The organism is Streptomyces sp. NPDC015139, from assembly GCF_043079785.1.
GTDB lineage: Bacteria > Actinomycetota > Actinomycetes > Streptomycetales > Streptomycetaceae > Streptomyces > Streptomyces albidocamelliae.
Genome location: NZ_JBIBUW010000003.1, coordinates 811,198 through 826,513, shown reverse-complemented (window position 1 = coordinate 826,513; position 15,316 = coordinate 811,198). Strand labels below are relative to the sequence as shown.

Annotated in this window: 13 protein-coding genes and 1 tRNA gene; 7 read left to right on the top strand and 7 right to left on the bottom strand. The window is 71.6% G+C overall.

The annotated features are described in order from the left end of the window. Positions 1-239 precede the first annotated feature (239 nt). Positions 240-1,529, top strand: coding sequence for a class I SAM-dependent methyltransferase (locus ACF08B_RS12450; protein WP_392317272.1), 1,290 nt, complete (start codon positions 240-242; stop codon positions 1,527-1,529). A 69-nt stretch (positions 1,530-1,598) separates the two neighbouring features. On the opposite strand, the gene ACF08B_RS12445 is transcribed toward ACF08B_RS12450, so the two are convergent. Both ACF08B_RS12445 and ACF08B_RS12440 read right to left on the bottom strand, forming a co-directional pair. Continuing rightward, positions 1,599-4,127 carry an ABC transporter permease gene (locus ACF08B_RS12445; protein WP_392317271.1) on the bottom strand — a complete coding sequence of 843 codons (2,529 nt, stop codon included), beginning with the start codon at positions 4,125-4,127 and terminating at the stop codon, positions 1,599-1,601. Next, positions 4,127-4,897, bottom strand: a complete 771-nt coding sequence (locus tag ACF08B_RS12440; protein ID WP_392317270.1) for an ABC transporter ATP-binding protein — start codon at positions 4,895-4,897, stop codon at positions 4,127-4,129. The genes ACF08B_RS12445 and ACF08B_RS12440 overlap by 1 nt, the downstream gene beginning before the upstream one ends. 413 nt (positions 4,898-5,310) lie before the next feature. On the opposite strand from ACF08B_RS12440, the gene ACF08B_RS12435 reads away from it, so the two are divergent. From ACF08B_RS12435 to ACF08B_RS12425, 3 genes are all read left to right on the top strand, one after another. Further along, a tRNA-Leu gene (locus tag ACF08B_RS12435) sits at positions 5,311-5,394 on the top strand. Between the two features lie 157 nt (positions 5,395-5,551). After that, complete coding sequence (locus ACF08B_RS12430) at positions 5,552-6,727, top strand: 4-hydroxybenzoate 3-monooxygenase (protein WP_392317269.1); 1,176 nt, start codon at positions 5,552-5,554, stop codon at positions 6,725-6,727. A 186-nt stretch (positions 6,728-6,913) separates the two neighbouring features. Continuing rightward, a complete protein-coding gene (locus ACF08B_RS12425; protein WP_093475437.1) occupies positions 6,914-7,774 on the top strand; it encodes a Bax inhibitor-1/YccA family protein in 861 nt (286 codons plus the stop codon). A 58-nt stretch (positions 7,775-7,832) separates the two neighbouring features. Here the strand turns inward: ACF08B_RS12425 and ACF08B_RS12420 are convergent, their stop codons facing one another. Further along, positions 7,833-8,063 (bottom strand): DUF4287 domain-containing protein, encoded by a 231-nt coding sequence (locus tag ACF08B_RS12420; RefSeq protein WP_073888630.1) that lies wholly within the window; start codon positions 8,061-8,063, stop codon positions 7,833-7,835. A 99-nt stretch (positions 8,064-8,162) separates the two neighbouring features. Between ACF08B_RS12420 and ACF08B_RS12415 the strand changes: the two genes are divergently transcribed. Further along, a complete protein-coding gene (locus ACF08B_RS12415; RefSeq protein ID WP_093475436.1) occupies positions 8,163-8,474 on the top strand; it encodes a hypothetical protein in 312 nt (103 codons plus the stop codon). 28 nt (positions 8,475-8,502) lie between these two features. Here ACF08B_RS12415 and ACF08B_RS12410 read toward each other — a convergent pair whose 3' ends face one another. The 3 genes from ACF08B_RS12410 to ACF08B_RS12400 form a co-directional block, all read right to left on the bottom strand. Beyond that, positions 8,503-9,294: a hypothetical protein gene (locus tag ACF08B_RS12410; protein ID WP_392317268.1), complete on the bottom strand. Its 792-nt coding sequence runs from the start codon at positions 9,292-9,294 to the stop codon at positions 8,503-8,505. Between the two features lie 273 nt (positions 9,295-9,567). Further along, on the bottom strand, positions 9,568-10,788 hold the full coding sequence (locus tag ACF08B_RS12405) for an acetyl-CoA C-acetyltransferase (protein WP_093475433.1): 1,221 nt from the start codon (positions 10,786-10,788) through the stop codon (positions 9,568-9,570). A 305-nt stretch (positions 10,789-11,093) separates the two neighbouring features. Then, complete coding sequence (locus ACF08B_RS12400) at positions 11,094-12,110, bottom strand: SGNH/GDSL hydrolase family protein (protein WP_392317267.1); 1,017 nt, start codon at positions 12,108-12,110, stop codon at positions 11,094-11,096. A 163-nt stretch (positions 12,111-12,273) separates the two neighbouring features. Between ACF08B_RS12400 and ACF08B_RS12395 the strand changes: the two genes are divergently transcribed. After that, positions 12,274-13,665, top strand: a complete 1,392-nt coding sequence (locus tag ACF08B_RS12395) for a cystathionine beta-synthase (RefSeq protein ID WP_093475430.1) — start codon at positions 12,274-12,276, stop codon at positions 13,663-13,665. Positions 13,666-14,061: 396 nt separating this feature from the next. On the opposite strand, the gene ACF08B_RS12390 is transcribed toward ACF08B_RS12395, so the two are convergent. Continuing rightward, entirely contained in the window at positions 14,062-14,841 is a 780-nt protein-coding gene (locus tag ACF08B_RS12390) for an SDR family NAD(P)-dependent oxidoreductase (RefSeq protein ID WP_392317266.1), read from the bottom strand. A 68-nt stretch (positions 14,842-14,909) separates the two neighbouring features. Here ACF08B_RS12390 and ACF08B_RS12385 point away from each other — a divergent pair, with 68 nt between their 5' ends. Further along, positions 14,910-15,281, top strand: a complete 372-nt coding sequence (locus ACF08B_RS12385; RefSeq protein WP_093475428.1) for a holo-ACP synthase — start codon at positions 14,910-14,912, stop codon at positions 15,279-15,281. The last annotated feature ends 35 nt before the right edge of the window (positions 15,282-15,316 follow it).

Genomic DNA, 15,316 nt, shown 5'->3' with positions numbered 1-15,316 from the left:
AACGAAATGTTCTGCCTCCATTGACCCCCGTCCCGCGGGAGGGGTCATGCCCCTGATGTCCGTGGCACGCGAGTTCGGGACTTGACCGACCGGGGAGTGCGGGTAACGCGACCGTGTGACGGTTCGGCCATCGTGTCGGCATGAGCGCGTGGAGGGGAATGAGGTCGGCGTGCGGGGTCGTTTCCCTCCATCGGACGGAGACGATCCAGCGGGCCTATCCCTTTCAGCGGAGGTGCGCCATGGCCGACGCCGCGTCGCGGCTGACGAGTGTTGCCGAACAGATGATGGGAGCACCGCTCCCCTTGCGGATCCGCGCCTGGGACGGCTCCCAGTCCGGGCCGCCCGGTGTCCCGACCCTCGTGGTCCGCAACCGTCGCGCGCTGCGCCGGCTGCTGTTCAAGCCGGGAGAGCTGGGCCTGGCCCGCGCCTGGGTCGCCGGGGACCTGGACATCGAGGGGGACCTGTACACCGCCCTCGAAGCCATGGCCGGCTCCGTCTGGGAGCGCGACGGGGACGCCCGCACCCTGATCGAGGCGCTGCGCGATCCCGACGTCCGGGCCGCCGGACGCGAGCTGCTGCGGCTCGTCGGGCCGCCGATCCCGCCCGCGCCGCCGCGCGAGGAGGTGCGCAGGCGCCGGCATCTGCACACGCGGCGCAGCGACAAGCGGGCCATCAGCCACCACTACGACGTCGGCAACGACTTCTACGAGATCGTCCTCGGCCCGTCCATGGTGTACTCCTGCGCCTACTGGGAGGACGACGGAACCCTGGAGTCCGCCCAGTACGACAAGCTCGGACTCGTCTGCGCCAAGCTCGGGCTGAGGGAGGGCATGCGGCTGCTGGACGTCGGCTGCGGGTGGGGCTCGATGGCCGTCCACGCGGCCCGCGACTACGGCGCGCGGGTCGTCGGGGTCACCCTCTCCCAGGAGCAGGCCGCCTACGCCCGCAAGCGCGTCGCGGACGAGGGGCTGACCGACCGGGTGGAGATCCGGGTCCAGGACTACCGGGACGTCGAGGACGGCCCGTTCGAGGCGATCTCCTCCATCGGGATGGCCGAGCACGTGGGCGCCGAACGGTACCTGGAGTACGCGAGCCGGCTGTACACCCTGCTGGCGCCCGGCGGCAGACTGCTCAACCACCAGATCGCCCGGCGCCCCCAAGGGGACGAAACGGCCTACCGGGTCGACCCGTTCATCGACTCCTACGTCTTCCCCGACGGCGAGCTCGCCCCGCTCGGCACCACCGTCACCCAGCTGGAGCGGGCCGGCTTCGAGGTGCGGGACGTCGAGTCCCTCCGCGAGCACTACGCCCGCACCCTGCGCCACTGGGTGGCCCGCCTGGAGGCCGACTGGGGCCGCGCGGTCCGGCTCAGCGGCCCGGGCCGCGCCCGTGTCTGGCGGCTGTACATGGCCGCCTGCGCCCTCGCCTTCGAACGCAACCGCATCGGCGTCAACCAGGTCCTCGCCGTCCGGCCGCCCGAGTCCGGCGCCTCCGGGCTCCCGCTGCGGACCCGCACCTGGAACCCCTGACCCCGGCACACGGCGAGGGCCCCGTTCCGCGACCGGAAACGGGGCCCTCGCCCTGCGCGCCCCCCGGTGCTACTCGGCCTTGATCGCCGTCAGCATGTTCAGGCGGGCCGCGCGCCGGGCCGGCCACAGGGCCGCCAGCACGCCGACGGTGCCCGCCAGCAGCAGGAAGACCGCCATCCGGCCCCAGGGCAGGACCAGTTCGTACGTCGGCATCTTCGTGCCGAGCAGCTCACCGGCCGCCCAGCCGAAGAACACGCCCAGGCCGATCCCGAGCACCCCGCCGAACAGGGAGATCACCAGGGACTCCAGGCGGACCATCCGCTTGACCGCCTTGCGGTCCAGGCCGATCGCCCGGAGCATGCCGATCTCCTGGGAGCGTTCGAACACCGACATCGCGAGGGTGTTGATGACACCGAGCACCGCGACGATCACCGCCATGCCGAGCAGGCCGTAGACCATGTTCAGCATCAGCGTGAACATCTTCGCGATCTCGTTGGAGATGTCCTGCTTGTCCTGGATCTTGATCGCCGGGTTGATGCCGAGGGTCTGCACCAGCCTGTCCTTGGCCGCGTCGGAGGCGCCGCCCGCCGTCTTGACCATGACCTGCATGTCGGCCGGGTCGGTCAGGTGCGGGGTGAGGACCTTGTTGTCGAGGATGATCCCGTTGAGCATCTCGTTGCCCTCGTAGACCCCGGCGACCGTCAGCCGGGCGGCCTTGCCGTCCTCGAAGTGCGCGGTGAACCGCGAACCGGCCTTCCAGCCGTACTCCTTGGCGCGGTCCTCGTCGACGACGACCCGCGAGCCGCCCACCGTGAAGGAGCCGTCCCGCACCTTCAGGTCGGTCAGTTTCCCGATCGCCGAGCCGTCGACACCGGTCAGGAACTCCGTGCCGCCGTCGATGCGGGACTCGCCGTTGCGCAGCGGACTGCTGGCGGTGACGCCGTCCGCGGTCGCGAGCTTGTCCGCCACGTCGGGGGAGAGCGGCCCGCGGTTGGCCATCGAGACGACGTAGTCCGCGCGGATCGCCGCGGAGGCCATCTTGTCGATGGAGGTCTGCAGGCTGCCCGCCATCACCGTCATACCGGTGATCAGGGTGAGGCCGATCATCAGCGCGGAGGCGGTGGCCGCCGTACGGCGTGGGTTGCGCACCGAGTTCTGGCGGGCCAGCTTGCCCGAGACGCCGAACACGCGCAGCAGCGGGGCGGCCGCCGCGATGAGCGGGCGGGACAGCAGCGGGGTCAGGATGAACACACCGACGATCAGCAGGACGGCCCCGAGCCCCATGGCGCCCTGGCCGCTGTCCGCGTTCATCGTGGTGCCCGCGAGGACCACCGCGACGCCGGCCGCCGAGAACAGCGCGCCGAGTGTGTTGCGCAGCACCAGCGACTTGGTGGTGGCCTTGGCGTGCACGCTGCTCATCGCCGCCACCGGCGGGATCTTCGCGGCCCGGCGGCCGGGCAGCCAGGCGGCCAGCATGGTGATGAGGACGCCGACCGCGAGAGCGGCGGCCACCGTGCCCGGGGTGACGACCAGCGGCCCGTCCGGCACGCTCGCGCCGAAGGAGCCCAGCAGGGAGCGCAGACCCGCGCCGATGCCGACACCGGCGGCCAGACCGGTCACGCCGGCGACCGCGCCGACCGCGAACGCCTCGATGAGCACCGAGCGGGTGACCTGGCGGCGGGAGGCGCCGACCGCCCGCATCAGGGCCAGTTCCCGGGTGCGCTGGGCGACCAGCATGGTGAAGGTGTTGGCGATGATGAACGTACCGACGAACAGGGCGATGCCGGCGAACACCAGCAGGCCCTGGCGCAGCCCGCTCATCGAGGCGGAGATGGCCCGCGCCTGCTCGTCGGCGAGGTGCCGGCCGGTGGTGGTCTCCACCAGGCGGGACGGCAGGGCCTTGTCCAGCTCGGCCTTGAGCGCGGACTGGGCGGTGCCGGCGGCGGCCCGGACGTCGATCTCGTCGTACGTCCCTTTCTTGCCGAACAGCGCCTGCGCGGTGGGCGTGTCGAAGAGGGCGAGGCTGCCGCCCGCGGCCACGTTGCCGTCGTCGGTCGTGAAGATGCCGGCGACGGTCGGGGTGAGGACCGGGCCGTCGACCGACAGGCGGACGGTGTCGCCGACCCGGTAGCCGGCGCGCTCGGCGGTCCTGGAGTCGAGGAGCACCTCGCCGCGGCCGTGCGGGGCGTGGCCGTCGACGAGCGGGTACCGGGGGTCCTTCGCGCCCCAGTAGTTGCCGCCCGCGGACTGCCAGTCGCCGCCGAGGAGTTTGCCGTCCTTGTCGGCGACGGCGGTGAAGCCGCTGACGACGCCGGTGGCGGACGCGGCCCCGGGGACGTGGGCGGCCTTGTCGAGCATGGCCCGGGTCAGCTCGGCCGTCCGGCCGACCTTGTCGCCCTCGGAGTCCTGGTAATCGGGCCGTACGGCGACGTCGACCCGGTCGAAGCCCTTGGCGGAGCTCTTCTGGTAGGCGTCGGAGATGGTGTTGGTGAAGACGAGCGTCCCGGAGACGAAGGCCACGCCGAGCATGACGGCGAGCACGGTCATCAGGAGCCGGGCCTTGTGCGCGAAGACGTTGCGCAGGGCGGTGCGGAACATCAGCTGGTACGGCCCTTCGCGTCGAACTGCTTCATGAGGTCGAGGACCGAGTCGGCCGTGGGGGCGTGGATCTCGTCGACGATCCGGCCGTCGGCCAGGAAGACCACACGGTCCGCGTAGGCCGCGGCGACCGGGTCGTGGGTCACCATGACCACCGTCTGGCCCAGCTCGCGCACGGAGTTGCGCAGGAAGCCGAGCACTTCGGCGCCGGAGCGCGAGTCGAGGTTGCCGGTCGGCTCGTCGCCGAAGATGATCTCGGGCTTGGAGGCGAGGGCGCGGGCCACGGCCACCCGCTGCTGCTGTCCGCCGGAGAGCTGGGCCGGCCGGTGGCTCAGCCGCCCGGAGAGCCCGACCATCTGGATGACCTGGTCCAGCCACGCCTTGTCCGGCTTCCGCCCGGCGATGTCCATCGGCAGGGTGATGTTCTCCAGCGCGGTGAGCGTCGGCAGCAGGTTGAACGCCTGGAAGATGAAGCCGATCTTGTCCCGGCGCAACTTGGTGAGCTGCTTGTCCTTCAGGGAGCCCAGCTCGGTGTCGCCGATGCGCACCGAGCCGGAGGAGAAGGTGTCCAGGCCGGCCACGCAGTGCATCAGCGTGGACTTGCCGGAGCCGGACGGGCCCATGATCGCGGTGAACTCCGCCTGCCGGAAGTCGACGGAGACCCGGTCCAGGGCGACCACCCGGGTCTCACCCTGCCCGTAGATCTTCGACAGCTCGGTGGCGCGTGCGGCCACGGCCGTGGTCCGGCCGGCGGTGGGTGTGGTGGTCACGGGGCGGTGCTCCTGTCGGGACGACGTGTGTTCCTGGGGACTCGTCCATCGTCCCGGCGCCGGACCGCGGTGTAGTCAGCCGCTGTTCCGGTTCCGGAGGGCGACTCGGGTCGGACGGCGGCGCGCGGTGTCATACCTGGGGAGGACGGGCGTCCCTGAGGGCCGCGCCCTCGGACGCGCCTTCGAAACGTGTCGAGAACAGGTGGAGCGACCTCGTTCAGACGGTGAAATTCCGTCATTTCGCGTGCGGCCGCACCCACGTCACGCCAGGCTGTTGGCAAGTGCGGATGGCGTGTTCCGTGGGCTGATGCACCCTCAGACGTCAATAAAATAAGACAACATCGGTCCGCCCTTCCGCTGTTCGGGGGATGCGTCCCGATAGGCTCGGACCCTCGTAGCGGAGCCCACGGCCTGCCCGGATGGTGGAATGCAGACACGGCGAGCTTAAACCTCGCTGCCCCTTCGCGGGCGTGCCGGTTCAAGTCCGGCTCCGGGCACCTTTCCGCGCTCGATCACCCCTTCGACGTACCGCGCGACCGTTGACAGCGGCACCCGTGCGGTCGGAGACTCACGCCCGGAATCAAGTGAAGAAAATTTCACCAGGCGAACGGCCGCCGGGCGGCCGGACCGAGTGGACCGAGGGAAGGACGACCGATGCGCACCACCGTCGGGATCATCGGAGCGGGTCCGGCCGGGCTGCTGCTCGCACGGCTGCTGCACCGCGCGGGCATCGACTCCGTCGTCCTGGAGAGCCGCGACCGGGCCTACGTCGAGCAGCGCCAGCGGGCCGGGATCCTCGAGCAGGGCACGGCCGACGTGCTGCGCGCCGCCGGTGCCGGCGAGCGGATGGACCGGGAGGGGCTGCGGCACGACGGCATCGAACTGCGCTTCGACGGCCGGCGCCACCGCGTCGACTTCCCCGGCCTCACCGGCGGCAGGTCCGTGACGGTCTACGCGCAGACGGAGGTCTGCAAGGACCTCGTCGCCCTCCAGTCGGAGGAGGGCGGCCCGCTGCTGTTCGAGGCGGAGGCGCTGGCGGTGGAGGGCGCCGAGGGCGACCGCCCGCGCGTCCCCTTCCGGCACCGGGGCGTCGAGGAGGTGCTGGACTGCGACTACGTCGTCGGCTGCGACGGCTTCTGGGGCGTGGCCCGGGGCGCCTTCCCGGCGGAGGTCTCCCGGGTGTTCGAACGGTCCTACCCCTATGCCTGGCTGGGCATCCTCGCCGACGTGGCGCCGTCCCACGACGAACTCGTCTACGCCCGCCACGACCGGGGCTTCGCCCTGCTCTCCATGCGGTCCCCCACCACCTCCCGGCTCTACCTCCAGGTCCCCGAAGGTACCGACGCCGCGCAATGGGGGGACGGGGAGATCTGGGACGAGCTGGAGCGGCGCCTCGAGACCGCCGACGGCTGGCGGCTGGAGCGTGGCCCCGTCACCCAGAAGTCGGTCACGCCCATGCGTTCCTTCGTGCACGAGCCGATGCGCCACGGCCGGCTGTTCCTCGCCGGGGACGCCGCCCACATCGTGCCGCCCACGGGGGCCAAGGGGCTGAATCTCGCCGTGGGCGACGTCGTCACCCTCGCCCGCGCGCTGGTCCACCGGCGGGACACCGGATCCGAGGAACTCCTCGACGCCTACTCCGCCACCTGTCTGCGCCGAGTCTGGCAGGCCGAGCGGTTCTCCTACGACATGACCACCCTGCTGCACCGGGCTCCCGACGCCACCGCCTTCGACGCCCGCCTCCAGCGGGCCCGGCTGGAGCGGATCGCCTCCTCGCGCGCGGCCGGAACCGATCTGGCCGAGGCGTACACCGGCTTCCCGCTCCGGTGAGCCGCACCGGTGGAGTGCTGCGGGTTCGTCACGACCCGTGGATGTCCGTGGCCGGGAATCACCGGTACGCGTAGCGTGTTGCCGAGCACGACGAGGGAAAGATCCTCCCCAGGTATTACGGACGATCCTTTGCCAATCCATTACTCTTGAGGCCAAGGCCGCGCAAGGTGGCCATGGAGGAGTGAAATGAGGAGCAGTAACCCGGTCTTCTCGCGACGGGGGTTCAGCCGCGACAACGGCTACGCCGGCTTCAACACCGCACCGCAGGCCGGGTACGCACAGGGCAACCCCTACGCGCAGAATCCCTACGCGCAGAACCCCTACGCCCAGCAGGGTGCCCCGGCCGGCGCGCCGCCGCAGGCCCCGGTCACCACCGACCGGATGACCATGGACGACGTCGTCGTCCGCTCCGCCATCACGCTCGGCACGGTCGCCGTCGGCGCCGTCCTCGCCTGGGCGCTGCTGCCGGTCTCCACGACCAGCTACGGTCTGGCGGTCGGCTCCGCGATCGTCGCCTTCGTGCTGGCCATGATCCAGAGCTTCAAGCGCACGCCGTCGCCCGCGCTGATCCTCGGTTACGCCGCCTTCGAGGGCGTGTTCCTCGGCGTGATCAGCGAGATGTTCAACAGCCGGTGGAGCGGCGCGCCCTTCCAGGCCGTGCTCGGCACCATGGCGGTCTCCGGCGCGACCCTGCTGGTCTACAAGGCCGGCTGGATCCGGGTCACCGCGCGCTACGCCCGTATCGGACTCGCCATCGCGATGGCCTTCCTGGTGGTCATGGCGGTCAACCTGCTGCTGGTCGCCTTCGGCGTCGCCGAGGACGGCGGACTGCGCAGCTTCGGCCCGCTCGGTGCGCTCGTCGGCATCTTCGCGATCCTGCTCGGCGCGTTCTTCCTGACGCTCGACTTCAAGCAGATCGAGGACGGCATCGCCTACGGCGCCCCGCGCAACGAGTCCTGGCTCGCCGCGTTCGGCCTCACCCTCACCCTGGTGTGGATCTACGTGGAGATGCTGCGCCTGGTCGCGATCTTCAGCAGCAACGACTAGCGGTCACGCCGGTCCTGCGAAGGGCCCCGGGCAACACGCCCGGGGCCCTTCGCCGTTGTCAGAGCAGCTTGCGCGCTGCCCTCCTCAGGTCGTACTCGTGCACGATGGCCTTCGCGTGGCCGTACGCCAGGTCGTACTCGTGCCGGAGCCAGCTGACCTTCTCCTCGAAGCGGAACAGAGACGGGCCTTCTTCGACGGTGCGCAGCCAGTCGGAGATCTCACGACCGGTGCAGTGGGGAATGCGGGCGAGCAGATTGCGGTGGGTCTCCTCGGAGAAGACTTGGGACATCGGCGCCTCCGAACGCAAAGGGGATGTAAGCCGGTCCTTCACGTCACCGTGCCTGAGCGTTCGCGTATTGGCAACAGTGCGGCGCGTTACGCTCGGCCCGTGCTTGATACGACGCCCTTGACCAAAGCAGTGGATCACTTCGCCGACCGGTTGCGGGCGGCGCCGCAGAGCCGGCTGCAACGCAGCGCCGCGGCCGAGGCGCTGGCGCTGGCCCGGGAGTTCTCCCGCTGGGTGCAGCAGGTGGAGGAGCCGGGGACCGAGCCCCGCGAGATGCCGGACGCGGGGATGTTCGCGGTGGCCGACCAAATCCTGGTCGCCGCTCACGACTTGGCCCTGGTGCTGCGGAGCGACGACGAGGTCGCCGAGGCGGTCCGCCGTGTCGAGGAGGCCCGGCAGCGCGCGGGCGTGTGAGCCGGGGCGGGGCGCCGCCCCGGCCGGCTCAGAGGGAGGCGATGACCCGGTCGGCCAGCACGTAGACGGTGTCCTCGCCGCAGGCGAAGGTCAGCGTGTAGGCGCCGGAGATCCCCGAGCCGCCGAGCAGGTACGGCATCTCGCCCGCGTCCAGGGCCGCCGCGAGCCGTTCCGCCGTCTCCCGGTGACCCGGCGTCATGCACAGGGTGGTGCCGTCGGCGAACACGTACACGTCGAGGGTGCCGAGCGGGCCCGGACGGACGTCGGACAGCTCGACGCGTCCGTCGGCCAGCTGCTCCAGTGCGGTCACCGTGCGCTCGTGGTCGGTCACGGCGGGGGACTGCACCGGCACGAAGTCCGGGTGCGAGGGGTGGCGGCGGCGGGCGGCGGCCAGCTCGGGGGACTCCCCGGCGAACTCGTCGGCGTCCGTGGCGGGCTCGGCCACCGGCTCCAGGCCCACGAAGTCGGTCTGCCGGGGCATGAACAGGTCGGTGTCCGGCAGCCCGAGCAGGGAGGGCGCGTCGGAGGCGTCACGGGCCTCCTGCGCCGCCCAGAAGGCGCGCGCCTCGGCCAGCTCACGCTCCCGCTCCTCCGCCAGCGCCTCGGCCACCGCCTCGCGTATGCGGTCGGCGTCGGCGTGGCTGCGCGCGTTCGGCAGGAGCGCGCGCATGGTCGCGGCGTTGCTCTCGGCGTTCCCCGCGAGCTCTGCGTGCAGCTCCGAGATCTGGCGGCGCAGCTTCAGGACGGTGCGCAGGACGGCGACGCCCACGGCGCCCGTGGCGGCCGTGGTGAGCAGCAAGGCGATCGGCATGGCGCTCACTGACGTACTCCCGGTTCAAAGTCGACCCCCGACTTCCTACATCAGCTTGAAGGGCGGACTAACCAGCTGTCAGTGCGTAACGTCACGAAAAGGACGGGACTTCGGTCGTAACGTTTCCGGTGGAACGGCGCTGACCTGCGCGGATATCTCCGGAGAGGGAGATAGGTCACATCCTGGGGGAGATTGGATCACGGAAAGGCCCGGAACCCTGGTGTCCCACGGGTTCCGGGCCTCCGGCTGACGTAAGGTGTCCGGCCGGCTACGGACGGTGTGTCAGCTCAGGCGCTCGATGACCATCGCCATGCCCTGGCCGCCGCCGACGCACATGGTCTCCAGGCCGAACTGCTTGTCGTGCCACTGGAGCGAGTTGATGAGCGTGCCGGTGATCCGCGCGCCCGTCATGCCGAAGGGGTGGCCGACGGCGATGGCGCCGCCGTTGACGTTCAGCTTGTCCAGGTCGATGCCGAGGTCCCGGTAGGAGGGGATCACCTGGGCGGCGAACGCCTCGTTGATCTCCACCAGGTCGATGTCGTCGATGGTCAGGCCGGCCCGGCGCAGGGCCTGCTGGGACGCCTCGACGGGGCCGAGGCCCATGATCTCGGGGGACAGGCCCGAGACGCCGGTGGAGACGATGCGGGCGAGCGGGGTCAGGCCCAGCTCGCGGGCCTTGGTGTCGGACATGATGACGAGCGCGGCGGCGCCGTCGTTGAGCGGGCAGCAGTTGGCGGCGGTGACCAGGCCGTCGGGGCGGAAGACCGGCTTCAGGCCCTGGACGCCCTCCAGGTTGACGCCGGCGCGCGGGCCGTCGTCCTTGGCGACGACCGTGCCGTCGGGGGTGGTGACCGGGGTGATCTCCCGCTCCCAGAAGCCGTTCTTGATGGCTTCCTCGGCGAGGTTCTGCGAGCGGACGCCGAACTCGTCCATGTCCTGGCGGGTGACGCCCTTGGAACGGGCCAGGTTCTCGGCGGTCTGGCCCATCGCGATGTAGGCGTCGGGGACGAGGCCGTCCTCGCGCGGGTCGTGCCAGGTGGTGCCCTCCTGCTCCGCGACGGCGGCGGTGCGGGCCTCGGCCTCGGCGAAGAAGGGGTTGTGCGTGTCGGGCAGGCTGTCGGAGTTGCCCTTGACGAACCGGGAGACCATCTCGACACCGGCCGAGATGAAGACGTCGCCCTCGCCGGCCTTGATGGCGTGCAGGGCCATGCGGCTGGTCTGCAGGGACGAGGAGCAGTACCGGGTGACGGTGCAGCCCGGGAGGTGGTCCATCCCCATCTGCACGGCGACGATACGGCCGAGGTTGTTGCCCTGCTCGCCGCCGGGCAGGCCGCAGCCGAGCATCAGGTCGTCGATGTCCCGCGGGTCGAGCTCCGGGACCTTGGCGAGCGCCGCCTGGATGATCGTGGCGGTGAGGTCGTCCGGGCGCAGGTCCTTCAGGGAGCCCTTGAAAGCGCGGCCGATGGGGGAGCGGGCGGTCGAGACGATGACGGCTTCGGGCATCACGGCTCCAGTGGACGGAATTGGGCAGGGCCGTCTGGGAAGTTACCCGGCCGTACCTGACAGGTCATCGGTGTCGCGGTGTGACACTGACCTCACATTACTAAGCGCTTGCTTGCCCACCCGCTCGCCCCGGGTCGAACGGGCGCGGGGTCGAACGGGCCCCAGCACGAAACAGGCCCCGTGCTTTCCCTATGCCCACTGGATGTCCGCCCCCACCTCACTCGGCCGGGGGCGGGCCGGTCGGCCGGGACAGGCGGGTCCCGCCGATCACGGTGTCACCGGGCGGCCGGCCGCCCGCCCGCCGGTCAGGCCGTGGGGCGGGCCGGTTCGGCCTCGTGCACGCGGCGGCGGCGGCGTCGCTTGAGCAGGGCCCAGGGGCCCCGGGGGCCCGTCGGCATGGCGGCCGTCACCTCGGTGCCGGCCTCGGACGCGGCCTCCGCGGCCGCGCGGGCCACCGGGAGGAAGCCCTCGCGGCGGGACACGTCCGGCCGCTCCTCCTCCGGCCACAGGCCGAGCGCCGCGCACACCGTCGGCAGCACGGCCATCGCGGCCGTCGCGTACCCCTCCGCCGACGGGTGGTAGTTGTCCGGCCCGAACAGCTCCCGCGGATTCGCCTCGAACTCCGGACCCAGCAGGTCGCCCAGCGACACCGTGCGCCCGCCCTGCTCGACCACGCCGATCGTCTGCGCCGCCGCGAGCTGCCGGGACGCCCGCCGGGCCAGCCAGCGCAGCGGCTGCTGCACCGGCTCGATGGTCCCGAGGTCGGGACACGTGCCGACCACCACCTCCGCGCCGGCCGTGCGCAGCCGCCGTACCGCCGCCGACAGGTGCCGTACCGACCGCGTCGGCGGCATCCGGTGCGTCACGTCGTTCGCGCCGATCATGATCACGCAGACGTCCGGGACCGGGGCGGGCGAGGACAGCACCAGCGCCACCTGCCGGTCCAGGTCGTCGGACTGGGCCCCGGGCTGGGCGACGTTGCGCAGCTCGACCGGCCGTTCCGCGACCGCGGCGAGCCCCGACGCCAGCAGCGCCCCCGGTGTCTGGCCCGACCGGTGCACGCCCTGCCCCGCGGCCGTGGAGTCGCCGAGAATGGTCAGTTGGAGCGCCTGTTCACCGGGCACGTCGTACGCGTGCCCGTACACTCCGTCGGCCATCGGCACCCGCCCGCTGCTGCCGTTGCCGACGCGGCGCCGGGCCATCTGCACCTCGGCCAGCAGCAGACCGACGGCGGCCGCGCCGACCAGCCCCGCCCCGCCACCGCCGTACGCCGCTCCGGCCGCGATGCGCCGGGCCACTCTCGCCCTCGACATGCTCGTCATGCGTCGCCGCCACCTCCTCGTAGCCGTACATCCACTCCTTGCCCCGTACAGACCGTGCGCCAATCTCGACGGGGAGTGAACGCCCGCCGGGTGTCACCCGAGGGCCTTAGGCTGGCGACACCAACTACGACCACAGTTTTTGTGCAAGCAACCGGAGACAACGGTGCATTTTCACGACTCGATGATCAGCCTCGTCGGCAACACCCCGCTGGTGCGGCTCAACAACGTGACCCAGGGCATCCAGGCCACCGTCCTGGCCAAGGTCGAGTACTTCAACCCGGGCGGCTCCGTGAAGGACCGCATCGCCCTGCGCATGATCGAGGCCGCCGAGCAGAGCGGGGAGCTGAAGCCGGGCGGCACCATCGTCGAGCCGACCAGTGGGAACACCGGTGTGGGTCTTGCCATCGTGGCCCAGCAGAAGGGCTACAAGTGCATCTTCGTGTGCCCCGACAAGGTGAGCACCGACAAGATCAACGTGCTGCGCGCGTACGGCGCCGAGGTCGTCGTCTGCCCGACCGCCGTGGACCCCGAGCACCCCGACTCGTACTACAACGTCTCCGACCGGCTCGTGCGGGAGACCCCCGGCGCCTGGAAGCCGGACCAGTACTCCAACCCCAACAACCCGCTCTCGCACTATCACTCGACCGGCCCCGAGCTGTGGGAGCAGACCGAGGGGAAGATCACCCACTTCGTCGCGGGCGTGGGCACCGGCGGCACCATCTCCGGCACCGGCAACTACCTCAAGGAGGCCAGCCAGGGGAAGGTCAAGGTGATCGGCGCCGACCCCGAGGGCTCGGTGTACTCCGGCGGGTCCGGGCGGCCGTACCTGGTCGAGGGCGTCGGTGAGGACTTCTGGCCGACCGCCTACGACCGCACCGTCGCGGACGAGATCGTCGCCGTCTCCGACAAGGACTCCTTCCAGATGACCCGCCGGCTGGCCAAGGAGGAGGGCCTGCTGGTGGGCGGCTCCTGCGGCATGGCCGTCGTGGCCGCGCTGGAGGTCGCCGAGCGGCTCGGCCCGGACGACGTCGTGGTCGTCCTGCTGCCGGACAGCGGCCGCGGCTACCTCAGCAAGATCTTCAACGACGAGTGGATGGCCGACTACGGCTTCCTGGAGGACGAGGGCCCGAGCGCCCGCGTCGCCGACGTCCTGAACGACAAGGTGGCCGGCGCCATCCCCTCCCTGGTGCACATGCACCCCGAGGAGACCGTCGGCCAGGCCATCGAGGTGCTGCGCGAGTACGGCGTCTCGCAGATGCCCGTCGTCAAGCCGGGCGCCGGCCACCCCGACGTGATGGCCGCCGAGGTCGTCGGCTCGGTCGTGGAACGGGAGCTGCTGGACGCCCTGTTCAGCAAGCGCGCGTCCCTGGAGGACCCGCTGGAGAAGCACATGTCCGCCCCGCTGCCCCAGGTCGGCTCCGGCGAGCCGGTCGGCGACCTGATGTCGGTGCTCGGCGGGGCCGACGCGGCCATCGTCCTGGTCGAGGGCAAGCCGACCGGTGTGGTCAGCCGGCAGGACCTGCTGGCCTTCCTGGCCAAGGGCGGCAACAAGTAGCGAACGCGCGGTGAACTGCCCGTGACCACGGCGAACTTGTGGTGACCTCGGCCGATCGGGCCGTATCGGAAACGGTACGAGGGCGTCATGTGCGCGCAGCACCCGCTTAACACGGGTCCGGCAGATTGGTGGGTGTCGGCAGGGCGACGGGGTACCTCCCAGGCTTCAGCAACGGGGGAGGCTCCCCGCCCGGGCCGGCGCCGAACGGCGCCAAGGACCTCCGGAGCGGCTCCCGGACCTCCATGGACGCCACGGACGCGCAAGCCCGGCCCTGACCCGGCACGCGTCCTTCGCGGGGACCGCCGTCGTCCCGCCCCCCGGAAACGGGGGTGCGGCGGTCCCCGCGTCCTTCCCCCGGTGCGCCGGGAAGCCGCCGTCAGCACCGCGGAACCCCCGTCAGTGCACCGAGAAACCGCCGTCGACGAAGAGCGACTGGCCGGTGACGTACGCCGACGCGGCACTCGCGAGGAACACCGCCGCGCCCGCGAAGTCCTCCGCGAGCCCGTTGCGGCCCACCATCGTCCGCGCGGCCAGCGCCGCCACCCGCTCGGGATCGGACGACAGCCGGGTGTTCAGAGGCGTCATCACGAAGCCCGGCACCAGGGTGTTGCAGGTGACGCCGTACCGCGACCACGCCTCGGCCTGCGAGCGGGCCAGCGACTCCAGCGCCCCCTTCGAGACGCCGTAGGCGCCGCTCTGCACGAACGCCCGGTGGGCCTGCTGGGAGGTGATGTGGATGATCCGGCCGAACCCGCGCTCGGCCATGCCCGGCCCGAACCGCTGACCCAGCAGGAACGGCGCGTCGAGGTTCAGCGCCATGGTGGTGTCCCACACCTCCTCGCCCAGTTCGCCCATCGGCGGCCGGAGATTGACCCCGGCGCAGTTGACGAGGATGTCGGGCTCCCCGAACACCGCGGCCGCCTCCTCGGCCGCCGCGCGCACGCCCGCACGGACGGACAGATCCGCGGCGACCCGGGCGGCCCGGCACCCGTCGGCCGTCAACTCCTCGACCGTCTCCTCGAGCTGTGCCTCGGTCCGGGCCACGACCACCACGCTCGCCCCGGCCCGCGCCAGCGCCCCGGCGATGGCCCGGCCGATGCCGGAACTCCCTCCGGTGACCACGGCGACACGGCCGTCCAGCGCGAACAAGTCGGAGAGATAGGCCTTGGATGTCATGACCGGAGCGTAGACGGCACGGGCCGACCCGCCGTCCGGCACCCGGCCGTGACCGTAGGCTGCGCGGCATGAGCATCATCGGAGTCGGGATCGACGTCGCCGAGATCGACCGGTTCCGGGCGTCGTTGGAGCGCACGCCCGGCCTGGCCGACCGGCTGTTCGTGGAACGGGAGCTGCTGCTCCCCAGCGGGGAGCGGCGGGGCATCGCCTCGCTCGCGGCCCGGTTCGCCGCCAAGGAGGCGCTGGCCAAGGCCCTGGGGGCACCGGCGGGACTGCACTGGACCGACGCCGAGGTGTACGTCGAGGACAGCGGGCAGCCGCGGCTGCGGGTGAAGGGGACCGTCGCCGCGCGGGCCGCGGAGCTGGGCGTGCGGGCCTGGCACGTCTCCCTGAGCCACGACGCGGGCGTGGCCTCGGCCGTGGTGGTCGCCGAGGGGTGAGCCCCGGGTGTGGGGGGTGGGGGGTGCGGGGCAGA

Coding starts and splice junctions, on each gene's coding strand:
- ACF08B_RS12450 (WP_392317272.1), top strand. CDS start 240: ATGGCCGACGCCGCGTCGCGGCTGACGAGTGTTGCCGAACAGATGATG.
- ACF08B_RS12445 (WP_392317271.1), bottom strand. CDS start 4,127: ATGTTCCGCACCGCCCTGCGCAACGTCTTCGCGCACAAGGCCCGGCTC.
- ACF08B_RS12430 (WP_392317269.1), top strand. CDS start 5,552: ATGCGCACCACCGTCGGGATCATCGGAGCGGGTCCGGCCGGGCTGCTG.
- ACF08B_RS12425 (WP_093475437.1), top strand. CDS start 6,914: ATGAGGAGCAGTAACCCGGTCTTCTCGCGACGGGGGTTCAGCCGCGAC.
- ACF08B_RS12420 (WP_073888630.1), bottom strand. CDS start 8,063: ATGTCCCAAGTCTTCTCCGAGGAGACCCACCGCAATCTGCTCGCCCGC.
- ACF08B_RS12405 (WP_093475433.1), bottom strand. CDS start 10,788: ATGCCCGAAGCCGTCATCGTCTCGACCGCCCGCTCCCCCATCGGCCGC.
- ACF08B_RS12400 (WP_392317267.1), bottom strand. CDS start 12,110: ATGACGAGCATGTCGAGGGCGAGAGTGGCCCGGCGCATCGCGGCCGGA.
- ACF08B_RS12390 (WP_392317266.1), bottom strand. CDS start 14,841: ATGACATCCAAGGCCTATCTCTCCGACTTGTTCGCGCTGGACGGCCGT.
- ACF08B_RS12385 (WP_093475428.1), top strand. CDS start 14,910: ATGAGCATCATCGGAGTCGGGATCGACGTCGCCGAGATCGACCGGTTC.